Here is a 17,783-nt window from a genome sequence, read left to right as displayed (position 1 = left end):
CATCTTTGCAGGCTTTTGAAATGGATCTTTAAATATTTAAAAGTTAGACATCAAGGTAATCCAAAATACCTTCTGCGGCCTCACGGCCTTCCCAAATTGCAGTTACCACCAGATCAGAACCACGTACCATATCGCCACCCGCAAAGATTTTTGGGTTAGATGTCTGGAATTTATATTGTTGCTGTTCTGCTGCCACTACACGACCTGAACCATCCAAGTTAATACTTGATGATGCAAACCAATCTGCTGGACTAGGACGGAAACCAAAAGCAAGTAGCACCGCATCGGCTGCAAGCACTTCTTCCGAACCTGGAATTGGCTCTGGACTACGACGGCCACGGCTGTCTGGAGCTCCAAGCTGAGTAGTGACCACTTTTACGCCTGTCACCTGACCATTTTCACCTACAATCTCGATAGGCTGGCGATTAAACAGGAAGTTGACGCCTTCTTCACGTGCATTTTGTACTTCACGACGTGAACCTGGCATATTGGCTTCGTCACGACGGTATGCACACGTTACTTCTTCAGCACCTTGACGAATGGAGGTACGGTTACAGTCCATCGCTGTATCACCGCCACCCAATACAATCACTTTTTTGCCTTCAACACTAATATAATCGCTCGGATTTTGCTCCCAGCCCTGAGTACGGTTAACATTGGCAATCAAAAAGTCGAGTGCATCGTATACGCCATCTAAGTCTTCACCTGGGAAGCCACCTTTCATATAGGTGTAGGTGCCCATACCCATGAATACAGCATCATAGTCTTCAAGCAATTGCTCGATTGTGACATCTTTACCAATTTCAACATTTAGACGGAACTCAACCCCCATACCCGTGAAAATTTCACGGCGGCGTTTCATAACATCTTTTTCCATCTTGAATTCTGGAATACCAAAGGTCAGCAATCCACCAATTTCTGGACGCTTGTCAAATACCACTGGCTTTACACCATTACGCACCAGAATATCTGCACAGCCCAAGCCCGCAGGGCCTGCACCAATAATCGCAACTTTTTTATTGGTCCATTTAACTGAAGACATATCTGGACGCCAGCCCAATGCAAAAGCGGTGTCATTAATATATTTTTCTGCATTACCAATTGTGACAGCACCAAAGCCGTCATTCAATGTACATGCACCTTCACACAAGCGGTCTTGCGGACAAACACGACCACACACTTCAGGCAAAGTATTGGTTTGATGACACAATTCAGCCGCCTGAAAAATACGGCCCTCTGCAATCAACTTCAACCAGTTTGGAATATAGTTATGTACTGGGCATTTCCATTCACAGTACGGATTACCACAGCCCAAACAACGATGCGTCTGATTTGCAGCAACTTCAGCAGTAAATGGTTTGTAAATTTCCACAAACTCAGATTTGCGGACATCAATATCTTTTTTCTCTGGATCTTGGCGTGCTACATCCAGAAACTGAAAGTCATTATTTAGGCGCTCTGCCATGTCTTGCTCCGTGGGTCAATGTGGAAAACTCGAAAGTTATCCACACCTGCCTATCAAAATATGAGTAAGTGGAATTATTGAGGATCTGCTTTAGTCGCTTTCAACAGGGTCAGTAAGTTAGCAGCTTTTGGCTTGACTAACCAGAACTTACGACTGTAGAAATCAAACTCGTTGCGGATCTTATACGCCCAAGCACTACCTGTTTCCTGAATATGTTCATCAAGAATACGCAATAGATTTTCTTGATGGTCTTCCATCGATTCTGTAGAAATACGAGTCAAGTCAATCAACTCATGGTTATAGTAATCGACAAAGTCATTTTCTAGATCAAGCACATACGCAAAGCCACCTGTCATACCTGCACCGAAGTTATGGCCTACTTTTCCAAGCACAGTCACGATACCGCCAGTCATGTATTCACAGCAGTGATCGCCAGCACCTTCAATGACTGCAAATGCACCAGAGTTACGAACTGCAAAGCGTTCACCCGCAGTACCTGCTGCAAATAATTTACCGCCTGTTGCACCATATAAACAGGTGTTACCAATAATCGCAGTGTTTTGTGTTTGGAATGGCGAACCTTTTGGTGGGAAGATAGAGACTCGACCACCAGCCATACCTTTACCGACGTAATCGTTGGCATCACCTTCTAGTTTGATATGCAAACCACCTGCATTCCAAACACCCAGTGACTGACCAGCCGTTCCTTTCAAATTAAGCACTACAGGATGTGCTTCCATATCAAGGTTGCCATAGCGACGTGCAATTTCACCCGACAAACGCGCACCAATCGAACGGTCACAGTTACCAATTTCGAAATGGAACTCACCGCCTGTACCCGCTTCAATCGCAGGAAGCATCTCTGCAACCATTTTCTCGGCCAATAGACCTTTATCAAATGGTGCATTGCCTTGAACCTGACAGTATTGCGCCTTACCTTCTGCCGAAGGATGCGACTGAATCAATGGCGAAAGATCAAGATGGGCATGTTTGTCGGTTTCACCTGGTAAAATTTCAAGCAAATCGACACGACCAATCAAATCTTTAAGTGATGCAACACCCAGTGCAGCCAGCCACTCACGTGTTTCTTCCGCAATAAAGTGGAAGAAGTTGATCAACATTTCAGGCTCACCAATGTAGTGTTCCTGACGTAAGTGATCTTGCTGAGTTGCAACACCAGTCGCACAGTTATTCAGGTGACAAATACGCAGGTATTTACAACCCAATGCAATCATTGGCGTTGAACCAAAGCCAAAGCTTTCTGCACCTAAAATCGCGGCCTTAATGACATCTAGACCTGTTTTTAAACCACCATCAGTTTGAACACGAACCTTGCCACGCAAATCATTCACACGAAGTGCCTGATGTGCTTCACTTAAACCCAGCTCCCAAGGCGAGCCTGCATGGTGAATCGATGACAATGGCGATGCCGCTGTGCCACCATCGTAACCAGAAATGGTGATGAAATCAGCGTAAGCTTTCGCAACACCCGCCGCAATTGTACCTACACCTGGTTCTGAAACCAGCTTCACTGAGACCATCGCTTGTGGATTGACTTGTTTCAAGTCAAAGATCAACTGCGACAAATCTTCAATGGAGTAAATATCGTGATGTGGTGGTGGAGAAATCAGTGTGACCCCAGGAACTGCATAACGTAGACGTGCGATTAAGCTATTTACCTTACCACCTGGTAGCTGACCACCTTCACCTGGTTTTGCACCTTGCGCAACCTTAATCTGCAAGACTTCGGCAGAGGTTAGGTAAGCAGGGGTTACACCAAAACGGCCCGATGCAATCTGTTTGATTTTTGAGTTGCGAATGGTGCCATAACGTGCTGGATCTTCACCGCCTTCACCTGAGTTTGAACGACCGCCCATCGTGTTCATTGCAATCGCAATTGCTTCGTGTGCCTCTGGTGACAATGCACCAATTGACATCCCCGCAGAGTCAAAGCGCGGTAAAATCTGCTCAACAGCTTCTACTTGCTCAAGCGGAATTGAATTGCCTATTTTAAGTTTGAATAGATCGCGAATCGTTGCCACTGGACGATTGTTAACAAGCTCTGCATATTCTTTGAAGTCTTGATAATTACCAGAACGTACAGCTTTATGTAGTGAATTAATCACATCAGGGTTAAATGCATGGTATTCCTTACCAAATACAAATTTAAGCATACCCCCCTGATCAATTGGCTGACGATTTTTCCATGCAGTTGCAGCCAGTTTTTTCTGGTCGTTTTCAAGATCGTTAAAGGTCGCACCTTCGATACGACTTGGAACCCCTACGAAACAGGTATTCACAACTTCTTTAGATAGACCAACCGCTTCAAACAATTGTCCGCCACGATAAGATGCAACAGTCGAAATACCCATTTTGGAGAGTACTTTGAGCAAGCCTTTTTCTATCCCTTTACGGAAATTTGCCTGTGCATGTACGGGATCGCCCAACAACTCACCTTTAGCGACCAGATCATTGATCACATCATAAGCCAAATATGGATAAATCGCGGTGGCACCAAAGCCCAAGATGACTGCAAATTGATGCGGATCACGTGCAACACCAGTTTCCACAATGATATTGGCATCAGTACGTAAGCCAATATTGATTAAATAATGGTGAATTGCACCTGTTGCCAAAATCGCATTGGCAGGTAAATAGCCTTCACGAATTTTTTTATCAGAAATCACCAATAGTGTTTTGCCATCACGGATCGCTTGTGCAGATTCTTCGCAAATGCGTTGGATTGCAGCCTGTAATCCTTCTGACTCTGGATAGTTCAAATCAATATCCGCAATTTCATAACCCTTACGGCCAAGTGTGCGAATTTGGTGCATTTTTGAATTTGACAGTACTGGACTTGAGATGATCAAACGATCTGCATGCTCTGGTCCCTGTTCAAATACGTTCTGTTCACGTCCCATACAGGTTTCAAGCGACATGACAATCGATTCACGTAAAGGATCGATTGGTGGATTGGTCACCTGTGCAAACTGCTGACGGAAGTAATCAGAAACTGGACGTACTTGGCGAGACAATACGGCCATTGGCGTATCATCGCCCATTGAACCTACAGCTTCCTGACCACTTTCAGCAATTGGACGTAACAATTGATCACGTTCCTCAAAAGTCACCAAGAACATTTTTTGGGCAGCTTTCAGGCTATCACCTGCCAACCCTTTATCAATTAAATGTTCTTCAAGCTCAGGACTACCTTGTAAACGCAATGAATTTTCACGCAACCATTGACGATATGGACGCATGCGTTTGAGGTGATTGCTGACATCCTGAGTATCTAGCACTTTACCTGTAAAGGTATCAATAACCAAAATTTGTCCAGGTCCCACACGACCTTTCGAAATGACATCTTCTGGCTGATAGTCCCAAACACCGATTTCAGAAGCGAGCGTAATATAGTCATTTTTCGTGACAACCCAGCGCGCAGGACGTAACCCATTACGATCTAGCATACAGATCGCATGACGGCCATCCTGAATTACTAAACCTGCAGGGCCATCCCATGCTTCCATGTGCTTAGAGTTAAACTCATAAAATGCACGTAGGTCGGCATCCAATGTTTCAACGTTTTGCCATGCTGGTGGTACAAGCATACGTAGAGCACGGAATAGATCCATCCCTCCGCCAATCAGGATCTCAAGCATGTTATCCAAGCTTGAAGAGTCTGAACCAGTACGGTTTACAATCGGCTTAAGCTCGGTCAAACCAGGCAATAACGGGTTTTCAAATTTTGGTGTACGTGCCATTGCCCAGTTACGGTTTGCCGTAATGGTATTAATCTCACCATTATGTGCAAGATAACGGAATGGCTGAGCCAATGGCCAACGTGGCAAAGTGTTGGTCGAAAAGCGTTGGTGGAATACCACAATATGAGATGCAAGACGCTCATCAGCCAGGTCGGTATAGAAGTCAGCAATTGCTGCTGGCATCATTAGACCTTTATAGCTAATTACAGTCGAACACAGTGTAGTCACATAAAATAATGGATCGTTAGTGAGCTGTTGCTCTGCACGACGACGTGCCAAGAAAAGCTTACGGTTAAACTCAACTTCAGTCACACCCATTGGGCAGTTGACCAAGACCTGTTCAAATGCAGGTAAAGACTGAAGCGCAATTTCACCCAAAACATCGTTGTTGGTTGGAACAACACGCCATGCCAGTACGCGTAAGCCTTCAGACTCGATCTCTTTGGTTAAAATCGCTTTCGCATGTTGTGCCAATGCAGGATCAATATTTAAAAATACCGTCCCTACCGCAAAAATTTCGCTAAGTGTAATGTCACTAAGCTTTTTAGCTTCTTCACGGAAAAATTGTTTTGGCATAGCCAAAAGTAAACCGCATCCGTCCCCTGTCTTACCGTCTGCGGCAATCCCACCACGATGCGTCATGCAACTTAAACTGTGAATTGCGGTCTGAACAAGATGATGACTTGAATCACCCTTCATATGGGCAATCAAACCAAAACCACAGTTATCTTTAAACTCATCCGGTTGGTATAAACCTTGAGCGGGAGCTACAGTGTTAGGCGATGGCAAATGCATAGCGTACCCTTCTTCAACATGGCTCTTTCGAGCGTATAACGATCAATTACTTCGCGACGTTGTCTATCTACTCACGTAAAGCTAAATGTTTCACAAAACATTTTTGCGTTACTTCCTGAATATACGCTTTTTTAGCAGTATATGGCATAAAGTTAATGACAAAAACGTGTTGAGTTATTTCGCACTTTTTTAAAGCAGGCGAAACGACGATTTCGCATGCTAACTGAATTTTATGACGGCTTGGCGCCAAAATAGGACAAATTGATCAATTAGCGCATCAAAAATGCAAAAAGGATGCCAACTTCCTTAAGATTTATTTAAGCTATTTATATATAAAGCAATAATTTTTTTTATATTTTTGCAACTTTAATTCGCTAAGCATTTTACGAACCAAAATAGTGCAATTTATGTTATTTGATCAAAATTAATGCTCTATTTTGGAACTTTTATTATCAATTGAATGGATCACTAATCTCGCGTTCTTGCGTTTTTGGTAACTTCTGTTCTGTAGTTGGTGCTTTCGTAGTTGCTGGAACAGGGTCAACGCTCGTTTTTGATTGACGCACATCCACAACATTACCTTGTGTATCACGTCGTGTGACTGTCGTGCTGGTCGTTGCTGTTGAACTGGTGACCGATGGCGCATTGGTTGATGATGGTGTCTCAACTCTTGGCAGTGCCACTGGATTAAGATTGACCTCATAAAGCTGTGCATTAAGTCCTAATTCATCTGCCCCCAAATCATTAATTAAAGGTGCATAACTTGAAAACAAGACAGTGTGAGGATGTACCGAAGCTGGCAATTTTAAATTCAACTGTTTAAGCTCTAATGCCGCTGCACTGTCACTCGTAAAGTTACCATAAGTCAGAACATACTGTTCTTGTTGCGTATCGCCAGTTAAACGTAAATAAATAAAATTTTTACGGTCATCTCGGGTTTTTAAATAATTTTTGACGATATCTTCATCAGAAGTACGAAAAACCTCAATCGTCCAGTTTTTCTTATTTTCCTGTATGAATTTGGTTCCTCGAAACTCAGACTCATGCAAATTCGCGGTCACAACGCGAGTGGTCAGATCGAGAGGTTTTACTTCATCGGACAACATGCCTAAATGACTGGTCGCGGTTACTTTTTCTGGCTGGATTTGTACTTGTGTCTGGGCAACATCGGAACGATCCATTTCAATCAGTTTATCTGAATCATTAACTGCCCAAAATATCAGCGCCAGAAACAGACAGGCAAGCGCACAGACCAGCCAGCTATAGTGCTGAATCTTTTGCCAAACTGTGCGATGTGCTGTCATGCTTTCACCTTATGTATGACTTGCTTGATTTGCTAGAATTGCTGCTTTCATCATCTCAACATCAAATGTCTTGGTAATGATTGCTTGTCCTAACTGTTGCAATAATACCAGTCTTAATTGTCCATTGAGTACTTTCTTATCATGCGACATGTAAGACAAGAACTCATCCAGTGGAATTGGCGGACATGATATCGGCAAATTGGCACGCTGGATAATTTTTTTTGTACGCTCAAGATCACCTGATGAAATCCAGCCCAGACGGTGTGATAAATCTGCTGCCATCACCATACCTGTTGCAACCGCCTCACCATGTAGCCACTCACCATAGCCAAGATAAGACTCAATGGCATGACCAAAAGTATGCCCTAGATTCAGCAAGGCACGTTCGCCCTGCTCTTTTTCATCATTGGCAACTATTCGGGCTTTGTGTGCACAAGAGCGATATACAGCCTCGGCCAACAAAGTTTCATCGCCTGCAATCAGGCCGTCCATATGCGTTTCAAGCCAGCCTAAAAACTCAATATCCCCAAGTAGCGCATACTTGATGACCTCAGCCAAGCCTGCTGAAAGTTCACGTGGTGGCAGAGTCTTTAACTGTGACATATCTGCCATGACCACTTCAGGCTGCTTAAATGCACCAATCATATTTTTGCCAAGTGGATGGTTAATACCTGTTTTACCACCTACACTTGAATCGACCTGAGATAACAAAGTGGTAGGTATCTGCACAAAATACACACCGCGCTGAAAACTCGCAGCGGCAAAGCCAGCCATATCCCCAATGACACCTCCACCTAAAGCTAAAACAGTACAGTCCCGATTGAAGCCAGCCTTTAGCAATGCATCAAAAATCAGATTAAGGTGTTCAATATTTTTATATTTTTCACCGTCAGGCAATACACAAACCGCCACCTGCTTATCAAGTGCATGTAATGCATCTTGATAATGTTGCAAATATAATTGTTCTAACGTGGTGTTGGTCACAATCATGACCTGACGACCCTTGATATAAGGTGCGAGTAGATTCTGAGGATTTAGCTGACTACCAATAAATATCGGATAACGGCGATCGCCTAATTCAACGTGTAGAGTTTGCATAAAATTTAAACCAGTAAAAACTTAATGTGATCCAGAACTTAAAATCACACGTAAAATTTGCTGAGCCAGCTCTCGGGCAGCACCTTGATTTGTTTCGATAATATGATGTGCAACATCGCGATATAAAGGATCTCTTAACTTTAATAAATCACGAAGACGCTGTTCAGGGTTTTCAACCTGTAATAAAGGTCTATTTTTATCACGATAGGTACGCTGTAACTGAAGCTCAACAGGCGTGTATAAATAAACAACAACACCTCGTGTTTTTAAATAGCTCCGGTTGGCTGGTTGTGTTACCACCCCACCACCTGTTGCTAACACTAAATCCCGTCGAGATGTTAAATCATCCAGCACAATGGTTTCCCGACTTCTAAATCCGATTTCACCCTCTTTTTCAAAAATCCATGGGATGGTTGCACCTGTTCTACGCTCAATTTCATGATCACTGTCTAGAAACTCACGCCCTAACAACTCTGCTAAATGTCGACCGACTGTTGTCTTTCCTGCTCCCATGGGCCCTACCAAATAAATATTTGGCAGGGTGTCAAACTCTTTGCTTGGCAAGGAGTCACCTATTGAATTACTTGAATTAAAACTATATTAATGATTTCCAACAATAGTGTCATTAACTATTCGAGGCGTCACAAAAATTAGCAGCTCATTTTTTGCCTCACTTTTGGCCGTCTTCTTAAATAGGCGTCCAACGTAAGGAAGATCACCTAAAAATGGTACTTTAGTCACGGCATTGTTGGTTGTTTGCTCAAATACGCCACCCAATACTACAGTTTCGCCATTATTCACCAGCACATTGGTGTTAATGGTATTTTTATTTAAAATCGCTTCGCCATTTTGGGCATAACTGTTAATTGAGTCGTTGGCAATGTTGAGTTCCATCAAGATTTTGCCGTCTGGGGTAATATTAGGTGTTACTTCAAGGCTGAGTAATGCTTCTTTAAATGATGTTGTCGCCGTTGAACCAGCAGCCGAATTGGTTGTTGATTGATACGGAACTTCAACACCGGTTGCAACTTTAGCCTTTTGCTTATCTGCCGACATGACTTTAGGTGTCGAAATGACTTCACCATATCCATCTGCCTGCAACGCAGAAAGTTCTAAATCCAGCATAAAATCAGAAAGACTAATCAAACCAAAGGCAATACTGCTTGCACCTGTGGTGGTCACACCAAGATCCACATTCAGATTGTCTGGACGTTCTATCGTATACGTCCCGTTACTATCAGGGTTACGCAAGTTCCAAAGCGTTGTTTCACTCCCGCCCACTAACAGATTGCTATTTTGATTGATACCTTGAGATAAAATCCCCCATTTCACACCCATTTCTTTACTAAAAGATGTCGTCGCACGTACGATCCGTGCTTCAATCATCACCTGCTTGACTGGAATATCCAGTAAGTCAATCATCTTACGAATCTGGTCAATTTTTTGTGAGGTATCATTAATAATTAAGGTATTGGTTCGCGGATCAAGGGAAATGGTTCCTCTTGGACTCAGCAAAGTTCCAACACTATCGCCTAAAGGTTCAACAGTCGCACTGCCATTCGTATTGCTATTGGATGTACCACTATTACGCCCTTGGGTAATTAACTTTTCAATATCTGCAGCTTTAGCATATTTCAATAAAATATATTCAGTTTGTAGCGGTGCAAGCTTGGTACTTTGCGCAATTGCCTTCGCTTCATCTTCTTCAGATTTAATCAACTCTGAAACAGGCGCAATCCAGATCACATTCCCATTACGGCGTTTATCCAGATTTTTTGTTTTTAAAATAATATCCAGTGCCTGATCCCAAGGTACATCTTTAAGATGCAACGTAATATTACCCTGTACAGAATCGGCAGTGACCATATTAATATTGGTGAAGTCTGCAAGTAGCTGTAGTACACGGCGCACTTCAATATCCTGAAAATCTAGAGAAATCTTTTTCCCTGTATAATTCTGATTGTTTTTGGAATTGAGGCGTACATTATCCTGCGGACGTTTTAAACTAATGGTGAGCTTATTTTCAGCCTGATAGGCCATATATTCGTAGCTACCCGTAGACTGAATGGAAATAACCCCATTACTGCCATCATTATAGGAATCTATTGAAGCAACAGGTGTTGCAAAATCAGTTGTATTTAGACGACGAGCTAAATGTGTGGGTATTTTGATTCCTGGGAAACGCACCACCACTTTGCTGCCTTGTTGCTGCACATCAACAGGCGTATTTGTTCCTTGCAAATCAATAACAACCAGCCCTTCACCTTGAGCACCACGCTGAAAACCGATATTACCAATGCCCTGCTGAGGCGCAGGTGCTGACGTTGCAACAGGCGTTGCAGTCGATTGAATATTGTTAATTTTAAGAATGAAAACATTGCCTTCAACGCGTGTGGTGAATGCGCCAGCATCTTTTAGATTAACCACAACTCTGGCGCGTTTATCATCCGAACTAACATCAATTGAGCTAGCTTCATTAGTGGTCACAGGAATCAAGCTTTTTGCAAGCTTCTGACCTGCTTTATCAAAATCCAGAATCAGACGCGCTGGCTGCTCAAGTTGATAGGCTTGAGGCTGAGGCGGCAATCCATTAAACATGACCCGAATTTCTGTGCCTTGTCCTGGAATATTCATTGGAACCACGTTAGTGATTGCAACCTGAGCACTTGCAACCTGCATGATGGCATAAGCAACTGTCCCGATCGAAAATTGACGTATGATCTGTTTCATCGGAGCTCCCCCAGTCGTAAAAACGTTAAAATCTGTTCTCATTGTTATCCCTTTATACTTTAAGGCTTAGGCCCAATTAAGACCAAACTTCGAGGTCGTTCGATATACCCATCATGTCCATCTGGTACAATTTCCATTAAATCAATTTGCGTAGGGGTAATTCGAATAATTCGTCCATAATTTAACCCTATATAGTTGCCGACCTGTACGCGTTCAATTTCATTATCTGGTGTCTGGATCAATGCCATGATTTGTGCATTTATTTTACGCATACTACCTTTCATGGTCAGAGATTCTAGTGCGTAACTTTCTAAAGGTTGTTTCGGTCTCGCAAGGTTCGGATAGACGCGTTTACCCGACATAATCTTAAGCTCGGCAGCCAATGAACTTGGTAAAAATGGATTTCTCAACTGGCTTGCAGAATATTGAAAGCTGGGTACAGGCATAAATACAGGCGCTGGCTCAATAGGTAATGGCGGCTGGTTACGAATAGTCGCCATCTCCTGATGAATAGCATCTATACGGGAGTCGCACCCTGAAAGCCCAAGTATAACTAAACCCAACCACAAAATTTTATTGTTCATTATGGTGTACCTCCTTGTGCAGGAGTTGTCGTTGAGGTATTGGCCTGAACAGCTGATGCATTGCCCTGCTCATCGACACCAATGTAACGATATGTTTTCGCTTTCACAGCGTAATCAACTTCTGGAATATCGGTTTTCTCTTTACTCTGTTTGGCTTCAATTACAAAATCATGCAAGGTCACAATTCGAGGTAATGCAGCAATACCACTCACAAAGGCACCAAAGGCATGATAATCCCCGGTAGCCTCTATTGAAATGGGTTGCTCAATAAAGAATTCCTGCTTAACCTCATTTTCAAGACGAATGTTCTTAAATTTCAGACCAGAATTTACGCCTGTCATATTAATATCTTCGACCAATCCAGGAATTTCGCTTTCTTTGGGAAGTTGTGTGAGCTGCTGATTAAAGCTCGCACGCATTTCTTCAAGCTGATGTTGGTACTGTTGTAAATTTCTAAGTTTGGACTGTTTTTCGCGAAATTCATTTAACAGATTTTTTTCTTGCGCCTGCGCTGTCTGAATATCGTCAAGCTGAGGTCGAATCACCACAAAGTAGCCCAACGCACAGACTAGAAAGAAAATAAAAATCCAGCATGTTATCTTGACTGAGAGCGGCCAACTGCCGTAATTGCTCATATCCAGCATATTGAATTGTTGAAAGAATTTTTCAACATTCATGCGTTTTTTCTTAGGTTGGCCAGATTCTTTTGGGGTTTTATCAAGCTGATCAAGTTTCATGGTTTTACTCCCGCAGTAGGTGGAGTCTGAGGTTGATCCGATGTCGCGAGAGAAGTTCCTAGCTCACCAAGATCGACACTCACCAAGAAACTGCCGTAGCCCGCCTCGACACGTGGCACAACAGAACTTGGGGTTTTATCCTTATTGTCTTCTGCTGCCAGAAACGAGTTCATAAAGGCATTTCGATACCATGCTGATGCCTCAAGATTGCGTAATAATTCGGCCACAGTATTCGGACTTTCAGCTTTACCTTCAATGGTAAACTTATCGCCTGTACGGGTAAATTTAGTTAAATACATATTGCTCGGAGTAACACGTACCAATTCATCAATAAGGCGAACAGTGACTGGTCGCTGAGCCTGTAAACCTTGAATGAGTTTCATCCGCTCCACAATGGCATTCCGTTGCTGTTGCAGGCCATCCAGTGATTTTAATTGTTGATCTAATCCTTGGTTAGTCGTCAAGATGAGCTGATTTGCTTGTTCCTGATCGTTTAATTTATGCCCAAAATAGAACCATCCCATTAATACTGCAGCACAACCCAACAACCCAACCAATATGCTAAATACCAGAAATTCTTTTTTTCTTTTTTCTCGCAGCTTATCTCGCCACGGAAGCAGGTTAATTTTTGTCATTCATCAAAACTCCTCAGAGCCAGACCACAAGCGACCATGAGTGAAGCAGCATCATTTTCGACTTTCTTAATATCGACCTGAGGCGAAAACTCCATTTGTAAAAATGGATTGGCAATCGTCACCCGATAACCAAGCTTTTGCTGTAATAACCGAGATAATCCTAGAATGTTTGCATTGCCTCCTGCCAATAAAATATGGTCAATTTCATTGTATTGCGAAGATGAAAAGAAAAACTGCAAAGAACGTGCCGCTTGCTGGACCAAGGCTTCCAAATAAGGCTCAAAAACTTCCTGAGTGAAATCTTCAGGTAAAGAACCGTCCTTCTTCGCACGTCCAGCTTCCTCATAAGACATGCCATAGCGTTTTTGAACTTCCTGAGTAAGCTGCTTACCACCAAAAACCTGCTCACGCGTATAGATGATTTTTCCTTTTTGCATCACAGACAGGGTGGTCATGGTATGTCCAATATCCAAAATACCGACGGTATTTACGCCCATAGGCAGCGTATCTGCAAATACGCTAAATGCGCGTTCCATGGCATAGCTTTCCACATCTGCGACCTTTGGTGTCAACCCTGCCAGCTCAAGCACCTCAATACGTGTATCTACATTTTCTGTACGGGTTGCAGCAATTAAAACACTCACGCGATTAGGATTGGCAAGAGGCTCTGACATCACTTCAAAATCTAGGCTGACCTCATCCAGAGGAAAGGGAATGTAACGCTCAGCATCCATACGGATCTGAACTTCCCTTTCATCATCGGTCATATCTGCATCCATCTCTATAATCTTGTGTACGACCATAGAAGTAGGAACAGCAATCGCTGCATTGATAGCTTGGGGATTGGCCAGATTGATTGAACGCGTGAGTGCATCTGCAACCGCTTCTGGATTGAGAATATTTTTTTCTACAACACTATTTTCAAGCAACGGCACCAGACCATAGCTCTCAACACGATACTGATTATTCTTTACAGATAGCTCTAATACTTTAACAGAAGTCGAACTAATATCGACTCCCACTAACCCCTTCTTTGGCCTACGATATAACCTGAGCACGATACGATGTCCTATTATTTTTTTATCCCCAAGAAAACAGCATACCAATCCATTTAGGTCATTAATTTTATACGGATACAATAACTCATCTAACAATCCGTATTTCTAAAGGATATACTGACCGACAATTAGTTTGCTATTCGCTCTTATTAAAACCCACTTGTTATGAAAAAGCTATCCAGTTCGGGCCGTGTTCACCCATTTTTTTTGTTGATACTCATGGTACTTGTTTCAGTTCCAATGGGTTTCTACGGCATGTATCTTTACATTGCACCCTCACTTCCTGAAATGAGCTCGCTCAAGAAAGCGCCACTTCTTAAACCATTACAAGTATACACCTCGGATAACCAGCTGATTGCTGAGTATGGTGGTAAGCTTTCTGTGCCTGTTGAATACAACCAGATTCCACCAACATTTATTCATGCTTTTCTGGCAGCAGAGGATTCTTCTTTTTTTGAGCATAGCGGAATTAGCTTCAAAGGTCTGGGGCGTGCCTTAAGCGAGACAGTGACTGGTTCAAATGTACAAACAGGTGGTTCAACCATTACCATGCAGGTGGCTAAAAATTATTATTTATCACCTGAGCGAACACTCAAACGTAAATTGACCGAAATTTTCCTTGCGCGGAAAATTGAACAGAATTTAACCAAACAAGAAATTCTAAGCCTATATGTCAATAAAATTTTCTTAGGCAAAAATGCGTATGGTATCGCTGCCGCTGCAAAAATTTATTATAACAAAACCCTCGATCAGCTTAGTATTGCTGAAATGGCCATGATTTCAGGTTTACCGAAAGCACCGTCAAAATACAATCCTGTGGTTAATCCTGAGCGTGCACTAGAGCGCCGTAACTGGATTCTGGGAAGAATGCTACAACTGGGCTATATCAATCAAACCCAATACCAGCAAGCCGTGGCAGAACCGATTAACCTAGACATGCCAGATCGTGGTGTAAGTAACCGTTATCCGTACATCGGGGAAATGGTTCGTGCCGAACTGGTCGAAAAATTTGGTGAACAGGCTGTTGATTCAGGCTATAAAGTGTATACCACAATCAATAGCCAGCGTCAGGCATATGCCGAGCAATCGGTACAAGATGGTCTCGAAGCCTATGATCGACGTCATGGCTGGCGTGGTGCAGAAGCACACGACAAACCATTGCGCAATTTTATTCCTTATGCAAATACCTTCCCTGCCGAAGTAATTAAGGTTGGAAACAATAGCTTTGATGCCTTAATGCAAGATGGTAAAACCGTGACGGTGCCTTGGTCAGGTATGTCATGGGCACGACGCTATCGTAATGCAAATAGTGTCGGTGAGTCTCCTTCTCGTGCCTCTCAAATTGTAAAAGTGAAAGACATTGTCCGTCTACGTCCAAATGGCGATAAAAGTGCATGGTCTCTGGTTCAGATTCCTAAAGTACAAGGGCAATTAATCGCACTTAATCCAAATGATGGTTCAATCGAAGCATTGGTAGGTGGATATAACTTTTATCAATCTAAATTTAACCGTGCCCTACAAGGCTGGCGTCAACCTGGTTCAACTATTAAGCCATTTATTTATGCCCTGGCACTCGAACGCGGCATGACACCTTATACCATGGTCAACGATAGCCCAATCAGTATTGGGCGTTGGTCGCCTAAAAACTCAGATGGTCGTTATCTGGGCATGATTCCCCTGCGCCGTGCCTTATATTTATCACGTAATACGGTGTCTGTACGCTTACTGCAAAGTGTTGGGGTCGAACGTGCACGTCAGTTACTCATGGATTTTGGCTTACAGGAAAATCAAATTCCACGTAACTTTACCATTGCCCTTGGAACACCACAGGTTTTACCTATCCAGATGGCAACAGGTTATGCCACTTTTGCCAATGGTGGTTATCGTATTCAGCCACACTTTATTCGTCGGATTGAAGATGCTTATGGCAATGTGATTTTTGAAACCAAGCCAGAGTATGCGTGCATTCCTTGTATTAATGAAACAAACAATACCGAAACAGAAATCAAGCCACAAACGCCTGATGATGAAGTGATTGAGGTCAATAACCAGTCTTTAGATGAAGCGAAAACTCTTGTATCTCCAGCAAAAACCAACCCAGACAATAACAACTATCGTCAGGCACAGCGAATCCTGAAATCTAGCTCTGCTTACGATATGGCCAATATTCTGCGTGATGTCATTTTGCATGGTACAGGACGTGCTGCCCTAAAAATTGGACGTGATGATTTAGGCGGTAAAACAGGAACAACCAATGATGCCAAAGATGCATGGTTTGCAGGATTTAATGGCAAATTGGTTGCGGTAGCATGGGTAGGCTTTGACCAGCCAACAACACTGGGCCGACGTGAATATGGGGGAGTTGCGGCACTTCCAATCTGGACCAACTTTATGGATCAGTCTTTAAAAGGCACGCCATCGGCTTGGGTTCGTTTTGATAAAAATGCGAAAGCACCACTTTCACGAGAAAAGCCAACCATTGAAATCCAGAATCGTGAAGATGATCAGGCATCCCCACCTTTAGCACGTCCATTATATGTTCCTGCGCCGGTCACCCCAGCACGCACACCAGACAGTGACTTTGCTGATTTACCAGGCGAAGAAATTTTGGTACCGTCTCAGGGCCAGCCGCCGAGTATGCAGCAACAGCCATCCTCACCAAAGAAAAATGAGACGCCCAAACGAGGCGATGCACTGGAAGGATTGATTAATCAAGTGACATAAAAAAAACAGCCATCAAATTGATGGCTGTTTTTTTATTTTTTGAAAGATATAAATCTGGAAACATGCGGTCAGTTTTATACAAGACTGATTTTCTATCTCTGTTCGTTTTTCTGGTTTAGCCTTGTAAGCATAAGGCGTCATGGCAATCAAATTTTTTAATTGCGCCTGCTCAAGTTCAAAGGTACTTTCCACCATGTGTTGTTGCACCAATGCTAAGCCATCATTCAACTGCTCAACAAATTTTTCTGGCTCATGCAGTTTAACTTCATCAAACAGCGCTGCACGCAAATTATAAAGATGCGAAGGTGCAGGTGTCACAACAATTAGATGACCTTCTGGCTTCAGCACCCGCAAAATTTCTGCTTTGGGAATGGGGCTAAAAAGACTGCTACACACATCCATCGATTGATCAAGAACAGGCAAGATCGCTCCTGTACCCACCACCCATGTCACATCAGCATTGGTTTTGGCAGCCCGCTGTACGGCTGTTTTTGCAATATCCAGACCGATACAAACCTTCGCATGCTTTTGCATGGCATCGGTGTAATAACCTTCACCACAACCAATATCTAGAATCGTTTTTACCTTCAATGCGGATATCTGGGCCTCAATTGCATCACGTAACGGCTGATAGAACCCACCAGAGAGAAACTCACGGCGTGCCTGAACAGATTCAGGTGTATCACCAGGTGTCTTACTATGCTTATGCTGCACCACATGCAAGTTTACATAACCCTGTTTTGCCACATCATAGCTATGGCCTTGTTTACAACGCCAAGTGGCGTGTTGTAATGCCAATTCACCACGACACACAGGGCACATCAACACATTCATCATCATTTTCCTAATAAAAAAGCCGGCGTGGCCGGCTTTCTTCAATTATATAGTGACA

At 43.1% G+C, this 17,783-nt stretch carries 12 protein-coding genes; 1 reads left to right on the top strand and 11 read right to left on the bottom strand.

The window, feature by feature from the left end:
• Positions 1 to 43: 43 nt before the first annotated feature.
• The 10 genes from F952_RS05620 to F952_RS05575 all read right to left on the bottom strand — a co-directional run bounded on the left by F952_RS05620 (position 44) and on the right by F952_RS05575 (position 14,167).
• A complete protein-coding gene (locus tag F952_RS05620) occupies positions 44 to 1,465 on the bottom strand; it encodes an FAD-dependent oxidoreductase (RefSeq protein WP_004923742.1) in 1,422 nt (473 codons plus the stop codon).
• A gap of 74 nt (positions 1,466 to 1,539) precedes the next feature.
• Positions 1,540 to 6,021: a glutamate synthase large subunit gene (gene gltB / locus F952_RS05615; RefSeq protein ID WP_004923740.1), complete on the bottom strand. Its 4,482-nt coding sequence runs from the start codon at positions 6,019 to 6,021 to the stop codon at positions 1,540 to 1,542.
• A gap of 452 nt (positions 6,022 to 6,473) precedes the next feature.
• The gene (locus tag F952_RS05610) at positions 6,474 to 7,325 is read right to left on the bottom strand and encodes a hypothetical protein (protein ID WP_004923737.1); all 852 of its coding nucleotides are present in this window, start codon (positions 7,323 to 7,325) and stop codon (positions 6,474 to 6,476) included.
• A 9-nt stretch (positions 7,326 to 7,334) separates the two neighbouring features.
• Positions 7,335 to 8,423, bottom strand: coding sequence for a 3-dehydroquinate synthase (gene aroB, locus F952_RS05605; protein WP_004923735.1), 1,089 nt, complete (start codon positions 8,421 to 8,423; stop codon positions 7,335 to 7,337).
• A gap of 21 nt (positions 8,424 to 8,444) precedes the next feature.
• Positions 8,445 to 8,987 (bottom strand): shikimate kinase AroK, encoded by a 543-nt coding sequence (gene aroK / locus F952_RS05600; RefSeq protein WP_004923733.1) that lies wholly within the window; start codon positions 8,985 to 8,987, stop codon positions 8,445 to 8,447.
• A 36-nt stretch (positions 8,988 to 9,023) separates the two neighbouring features.
• On the bottom strand, positions 9,024 to 11,153 hold the full coding sequence (locus tag F952_RS05595; protein WP_004923730.1) for a type IV pilus secretin PilQ: 2,130 nt from the start codon (positions 11,151 to 11,153) through the stop codon (positions 9,024 to 9,026).
• Between the two features lie 59 nt (positions 11,154 to 11,212).
• The gene (locus tag F952_RS05590; protein ID WP_004923726.1) at positions 11,213 to 11,737 is read right to left on the bottom strand and encodes a pilus assembly protein PilP; all 525 of its coding nucleotides are present in this window, start codon (positions 11,735 to 11,737) and stop codon (positions 11,213 to 11,215) included.
• The gene (locus tag F952_RS05585; RefSeq protein ID WP_004923719.1) at positions 11,737 to 12,474 is read right to left on the bottom strand and encodes a type IV pilus inner membrane component PilO; all 738 of its coding nucleotides are present in this window, start codon (positions 12,472 to 12,474) and stop codon (positions 11,737 to 11,739) included. Before F952_RS05585 ends, F952_RS05590 begins: the two co-directional genes overlap by 1 nt.
• On the bottom strand, positions 12,471 to 13,109 hold the full coding sequence (locus tag F952_RS05580) for a PilN domain-containing protein (RefSeq protein ID WP_004923716.1): 639 nt from the start codon (positions 13,107 to 13,109) through the stop codon (positions 12,471 to 12,473). Before F952_RS05580 ends, F952_RS05585 begins: the two co-directional genes overlap by 4 nt.
• Positions 13,106 to 14,167, bottom strand: coding sequence for a pilus assembly protein PilM (locus tag F952_RS05575; RefSeq protein WP_004923715.1), 1,062 nt, complete (start codon positions 14,165 to 14,167; stop codon positions 13,106 to 13,108). The genes F952_RS05580 and F952_RS05575 overlap by 4 nt, the downstream gene beginning before the upstream one ends.
• A 165-nt stretch (positions 14,168 to 14,332) precedes the next feature.
• Between F952_RS05575 and ponA the strand changes: the two genes are divergently transcribed.
• Entirely contained in the window at positions 14,333 to 16,891 is a 2,559-nt protein-coding gene (ponA, locus tag F952_RS05570) for a penicillin-binding protein PBP1a (RefSeq protein WP_004923711.1), read from the top strand.
• Between the two features lie 12 nt (positions 16,892 to 16,903).
• On the opposite strand, the gene F952_RS05565 is transcribed toward ponA, so the two are convergent.
• A complete protein-coding gene (locus F952_RS05565) occupies positions 16,904 to 17,725 on the bottom strand; it encodes a putative RNA methyltransferase (protein ID WP_011182767.1) in 822 nt (273 codons plus the stop codon).
• Between the last annotated feature and the right edge of the window lie 58 nt (positions 17,726 to 17,783).

Origin of the sequence: Acinetobacter baylyi DSM 14961 = CIP 107474 (assembly GCF_000368685.1) — a bacterium.
Taxonomy (GTDB): domain Bacteria; phylum Pseudomonadota; class Gammaproteobacteria; order Pseudomonadales; family Moraxellaceae; genus Acinetobacter; species Acinetobacter baylyi.
Note: the sequence above shows the minus strand (reverse complement) of the source record. Positions and strands in the feature narration are given on the sequence as shown.

Coding starts and splice junctions, on each gene's coding strand:
- F952_RS05620 (WP_004923742.1), bottom strand. CDS start 1,465: ATGGCAGAGCGCCTAAATAATGACTTTCAGTTTCTGGATGTAGCACGC.
- F952_RS05595 (WP_004923730.1), bottom strand. CDS start 11,153: ATGAAACAGATCATACGTCAATTTTCGATCGGGACAGTTGCTTATGCC.
- aroB (WP_004923735.1), bottom strand. CDS start 8,423: ATGCAAACTCTACACGTTGAATTAGGCGATCGCCGTTATCCGATATTT.
- ponA (WP_004923711.1), top strand. CDS start 14,333: ATGAAAAAGCTATCCAGTTCGGGCCGTGTTCACCCATTTTTTTTGTTG.
- gltB (WP_004923740.1), bottom strand. CDS start 6,021: ATGCATTTGCCATCGCCTAACACTGTAGCTCCCGCTCAAGGTTTATAC.
- F952_RS05565 (WP_011182767.1), bottom strand. CDS start 17,725: ATGAATGTGTTGATGTGCCCTGTGTGTCGTGGTGAATTGGCATTACAA.
- F952_RS05610 (WP_004923737.1), bottom strand. CDS start 7,325: ATGACAGCACATCGCACAGTTTGGCAAAAGATTCAGCACTATAGCTGG.
- F952_RS05580 (WP_004923716.1), bottom strand. CDS start 13,109: ATGACAAAAATTAACCTGCTTCCGTGGCGAGATAAGCTGCGAGAAAAA.
- F952_RS05585 (WP_004923719.1), bottom strand. CDS start 12,474: ATGAAACTTGATCAGCTTGATAAAACCCCAAAAGAATCTGGCCAACCT.
- F952_RS05590 (WP_004923726.1), bottom strand. CDS start 11,737: ATGAACAATAAAATTTTGTGGTTGGGTTTAGTTATACTTGGGCTTTCA.